The sequence below is a fragment of the Pseudomonas sp. SST3 genome, assembly GCF_003325755.1.
Genome location: NZ_QORI02000108.1, coordinates 1 through 4,538, shown reverse-complemented (window position 1 = coordinate 4,538; position 4,538 = coordinate 1). Strand labels below are relative to the sequence as shown.

6 protein-coding genes and 1 pseudogene are annotated in these 4,538 nt (G+C 57.7%); 5 read left to right on the top strand and 2 right to left on the bottom strand.

Annotation, left to right across the window (positions count from 1 at the left end; translation table 11 throughout):
- Nucleotides 1-209: hypothetical protein (locus DQ405_RS27270; protein ID WP_206678938.1), on the bottom strand; the 209-nt coding region annotated here is incomplete at its 3' end.
- Between DQ405_RS27270 and DQ405_RS24480 the strand changes: the two genes are divergently transcribed.
- From DQ405_RS24480 to DQ405_RS24470, 3 genes are all read left to right on the top strand, one after another.
- Nucleotides 208-648, top strand: a complete 441-nt coding sequence (locus DQ405_RS24480; RefSeq protein WP_014717973.1) for a CBS domain-containing protein — start codon at nt 208-210, stop codon at nt 646-648. The genes DQ405_RS27270 and DQ405_RS24480 overlap by 2 nt on opposite strands.
- Before the next feature lie 9 nt (nt 649-657).
- Nucleotides 658-1,503, top strand: coding sequence for an NAD-dependent protein deacetylase (locus DQ405_RS24475; protein ID WP_019821416.1), 846 nt, complete (start codon nt 658-660; stop codon nt 1,501-1,503).
- A gap of 597 nt (nt 1,504-2,100) precedes the next feature.
- Nucleotides 2,101-2,430: a hypothetical protein gene (locus tag DQ405_RS24470; RefSeq protein ID WP_003190335.1), complete on the top strand. Its 330-nt coding sequence runs from the start codon at nt 2,101-2,103 to the stop codon at nt 2,428-2,430.
- Nucleotides 2,431-2,488: 58 nt separating this feature from the next.
- Here the strand turns inward: DQ405_RS24470 and DQ405_RS24465 are convergent, their stop codons facing one another.
- Complete coding sequence (locus DQ405_RS24465; protein WP_020303180.1) at nt 2,489-3,391, bottom strand: LysR family transcriptional regulator; 903 nt, start codon at nt 3,389-3,391, stop codon at nt 2,489-2,491.
- Nucleotides 3,392-3,525: 134 nt separating this feature from the next.
- On the opposite strand from DQ405_RS24465, the pseudogene DQ405_RS24460 reads away from it, so the two are divergent.
- Both DQ405_RS24460 and DQ405_RS24455 read left to right on the top strand, forming a co-directional pair.
- Nucleotides 3,526-4,226 (top strand): annotated as a pseudogene (locus DQ405_RS24460) (CoA transferase subunit A).
- 31 nt (nt 4,227-4,257) lie between these two features.
- Nucleotides 4,258-4,538 (top strand): CoA-transferase (locus DQ405_RS24455; protein ID WP_342030457.1); only part of this gene is annotated, 281 nt, incomplete at its 3' end.

The window sequence follows — 4,538 nt, the reverse complement described above, 5'->3', positions numbered from 1 at the left end:
AAAAAGAAACGCAAGGCCGCCCCGCGCAAGGCCGGCGCCAGCCCCAAACGCGGGAAAAAGCCGGTAAATGCGGGATAGATACCGAAAAAAACCGGCACATGACGTTTTTCGACAGGTTTAACGCCGCATTGGCCCTTGCTCCGGCGAGTTCGGTCTAGGATTCTGTAGGGGATCTGGACTACCAACAACAACACCGGAGTGGCCGCCATGAAGACCGTTGCACAACTGCTGAAAGCCAAGGATCAGAAAAACCAGGACGTCCACACGATCAAATGGGACCACACCGTGTTTGAAGCGCTGGTGCGGATGTCCGAGAAAAACGTCGGTGCCTTGCCAGTGGTCAAGGATGACGTGGTGGTCGGCATCATCAGTGAACGGGATTACGCGCGCAAAATCATGCTCAAGGGCCTCTCATCGGTCACCACCAAGGTCCATGAGGTGATGAGCTCGCCGGTGATCACGGTGGATACTCACAAGAGTGTCGAGGCATGCATGAACATCATGACCGACAGTCACCTGCGCCACCTGCCGGTGGTCGAAGACGGCAAACTGCTGGGCCTGCTGTCCATCGGTGACCTGGTCAAGGAAGCAATTGCCGAACAAGCGGCCTTGATCCAGCAACTGGAACAATACATCCGCGGCGAATAGGGGGAACCCATGCTCGACACGCTGGACCATCAGGAAGATCATCTCGACACCCTGCACCGGGCCATGACCGGCCGGCGTTTCCTGGTGCTGACCGGCGCAGGGATCAGTACATCTTCAGGTATCCCGGATTACCGGGACGGGGAAGGTGTACGCCGGGGCAAGCCACCGATGATGTACCAGGAATTCCTCGCCACTCCCGAGGCGCGGCGCCGCTACTGGGCGCGGGCGATGCTGGGGTGGCCACGGGTGCGCATTGCCCAGCCGAACAAGGCCCACCTGGCGCTCGCGACGCTGCAGCACCGTGGCCACATCAGCGGGCTGATTACGCAGAACGTCGACACCCTGCATGACCAGGCCGGCAGCCAGGGTGTGATCGAGCTGCATGGCAGCTTGCATCGGGTGCTGTGCCTGGATTGCCAATTGCGTAGCGAGCGCGACGTGATCCAGCGGCAGATGGAGGTCGATAACCCGCACATGGCACAGGTTCATGCGGTGCAAGCGCCGGATGGCGACGCCTTGCTCGATCCGGTGTTTGAACAGCGCTTCCTGGTACCCCACTGCCCACATTGCAATGGCGAACGGCTGAAACCGGATGTGGTGTTCTTTGGCGAGAACGTCGCACCAGCGACGGCGCTCAAGGCAATGACGGCGGTAGAGCATGCCGAAGGACTGTTGGTGGTGGGGTCATCGCTGATGGCCTATTCGGCGTTTCGCCTGTGCAAGGCGATGGTCGATCAGGGTAAGCCGGTGATTGCCATCAACCTGGGCAAGACTCGGGGTGATGAGCTGTTGCAGGTGAAGATCCAGGCCTCGTGCGAGCGGCTATTACCCTTACTGTCCGAGAGATTGAGATAGCGACGCATCAACATGTGGGAGCTGGCTTGCCTGCGATAGCAGTGTGTCAGGCGAACATGTACTCACTGACACATCGCCATCGCAGGCAAGCCAGCTCCCACAGGGGATCTGCGTAAACTCGCCACCAAAACCCTGCGACCCACCGCACAGAAAATGACGCCCAAGTCACGTTTTCGCGCATTCCCCCGTCCCCGCGGCAATTTATGTAGTGAGCAAAAATAATCACTACATAACCGTTGACGTAACCTTTTTGTCCTTGCATGATCTAGACGTCTCTCGGATCGAGAGCGTTGGTAACAAGCGTTTTGAACAGGCTCGTCTGACCGCCGAGCTGTTTTTCCGGATGTGCACTGCCCACAAGGCAGATTGATGAAGCTGACCGGCCCCGGAAGGGACAGGTACAAGGCGCTCAAACGCGGCTTGTCTTCGTGATCAGAGCATTGCGTAGCAGTCCATCAGCAAGACTACATGCATCAGCTTCAAGACCCTGCCCGTATTCGGCAGCCCGTCGCTGACGCCCGGTTTTAGTGACCGGAGACAACTTACTGGTATTAACGAATCAACTGATAGATCGCCAACTGGTCAAGGGGCTTACACATGAATCTGAACAACCAACCCACTATCGATGAATTGGCTGAGATGTTCGCAGCGCAGAAAGACACACTCGACGACCATATCCTGTGGATTGGCAAATCCGGCGAAGTGCAAATTGACTGCCTGGCGCCCCATACCGAAGAAGCCGAGTTTGACCGTAACAACCGTGAGCTGGCGGCGCGCCTGAAGATGTACCGCCGTGGCCAGGGTTATGTCGGCAAGAAGGCCGCCGCTGATCGCAACTTTATCGAGCAAGTGTTCGACACACTTAACAATGCCTGGGCGTCTTTCAAAGACAGCTCGCAAGTTAAAGTGATCGACCGTTACTACTAAGTAGTACTCAATCAATGTGGGAGTTGGCTTGCCAGCTCCCACAGGTGTATTTACTGGTTTAGAAAGTTGGAAACCTGCCCTTCCTCGCCTCATCCCGAAAGATATCAAACAACACCTGCGCCGCCGCCGACAGTTCATGCCCCGGCTTGGTCAGCACCCCAATCGGCCGCTCGATCACCGGGCCAGTCAAGGTAATGCAATGGGCTCCCGCCTCCTCCATCTGCCTGGCGCATAACGCTGGCACCGCGCTAACCCCCAAACCGCTGGCAACCATTTTGCCCACCGTCGCCAATTGATGGCTTTCCAAGGCAACGGGCAATTTCATCTGCAAGGCACCGAGGTGTTCTTCCAGCATCACCCGCACAGTGGAAGGCCGTTGCAGGGTGATGAACGGCTGTTCCAACAAGGCTTCCCAGTCGATTTCAGCACACTGTGCCAAGGCTGAATCGCCTGGGACCACGGCGACAAAGCGATCCAGATACAACGGCGTGAACGCCAATGACGAGCCCTCAGACGGCTCGAAGGCCACCCCCAGCTCCACTTGACGGTCGCGCACCATCTCCAGCACTTGCTCATTGATCAGGTCATGCACCGTCACGTTCACCTGAGGGTAACGGGCGCGGAATATCTTCAGGATGGGGGGCAGCAGGTTGCCAGCAAACGATGGCATCGCTGCCACCGTGACACGCCCCCGTTGCAAGGTAAAACGCTGGCGCAGTTCGTCCTCAGCGTTGTCCCAGTCGGCAATCAACCGGCGGGCCAGGGGTAACAGGGACTCACCTTCAGGGGTCAGCGCGACGTTACGGGTATTACGGCTGAACAGGCGCCCGCCCAAGCCTTCTTCCAGGCCCTTGATGGTCAAGCTCAACGCCGACTGGGAGAGGTGCAAACGCTCGCAGGCAGCGGCAAAACTCAGACTCTGAGCAACAGCGAGAAAGGCACGCATCTGTTTAACGGTCATGACGCAGCTCCGGACGACGACTGGACTATGCTGTTTTTCTAAATCAATCAACCTTAAAAAACAACTTAACAAATCAATCCGCTGGCGCAACACTCAACTCACTGGCTGGACCACAAACAATAAAAGAGGTGCATATGGCAGGTTTCGATAAACGCGTGGCGTCCTATGAAGAAGCGCTGGCAGGCCTGGAAGACGGCATGACCGTGCTCTCCGGTGGTTTTGGCCTGTGTGGCATTCCGGAAAACCTCATTGCCGAAATCAAGCGCAAAGGTACCCGCGACCTGACGGTGGTCTCCAACAACTGTGGCGTCGATGGCTTCGGCCTGGGTGTGCTGCTGGAACAGAAGCAGATCAGCAAAGTGATCGCTTCCTACGTGGGTGAAAACGCCCTCTTCGAGAAACAACTGCTCAGCGGCGAGATTTGAGGTGGTGCTTACCCCTCAAGGCACCCTGGCAGAAAAAATGCGCGCAGGCGGTGCCGGCATTCCGGCCTTCTTTACCGCCACTGGCGTCGGCACCCCCGTTGCCGAAGGCAAGGAAACCCGCGAATTCAAGGGCCGCCCGTATCTGATGGAAGAGTCCATCACCGGCGACTTTGCCATCGTCAAAGGCTGGAAAGCCGACCACTTCGGTAACGTTATCTACCGTCACACCGCCCAGAACTTTCAACCCGCTGGCCGCCACCGCCGGCAAGATCACCGTGGTCGAAGTCGAGGAAATCGTCGAACCGGGCGAGCTGGACCCGGCGCAGATCCACACCCCTGGCATCTACGTCGACCGGATCATCTGCGGCACCTTCGAAAAGCGCATTGAACAGCGCACCGTCCGCAAATAATCCCCGTCCAGAACAATAAGAGGAAACAATCATGGCGCTTACCCGCGAACAAATGGCTCAACGCGTTGCCCGCGAGATGCAGGACGGTTACTACGTCAACCTCGGTATCGGCATTCCGACCCTGGTGGCCAACTACATCCCCGACGGCATGGAAGTGATGCTGCAATCGGAAAACGGCCTGCTTGGCATGGGCCCGTTCCCGACCGAAGAAACCATCGACGCCGACATGATCAACGCCGGCAAGCAGACCGTCACCGCACGCATCGGCGCTTCGATCTTCTCCTCCGCCGAGTCGTTCGCGATGATTCGCGG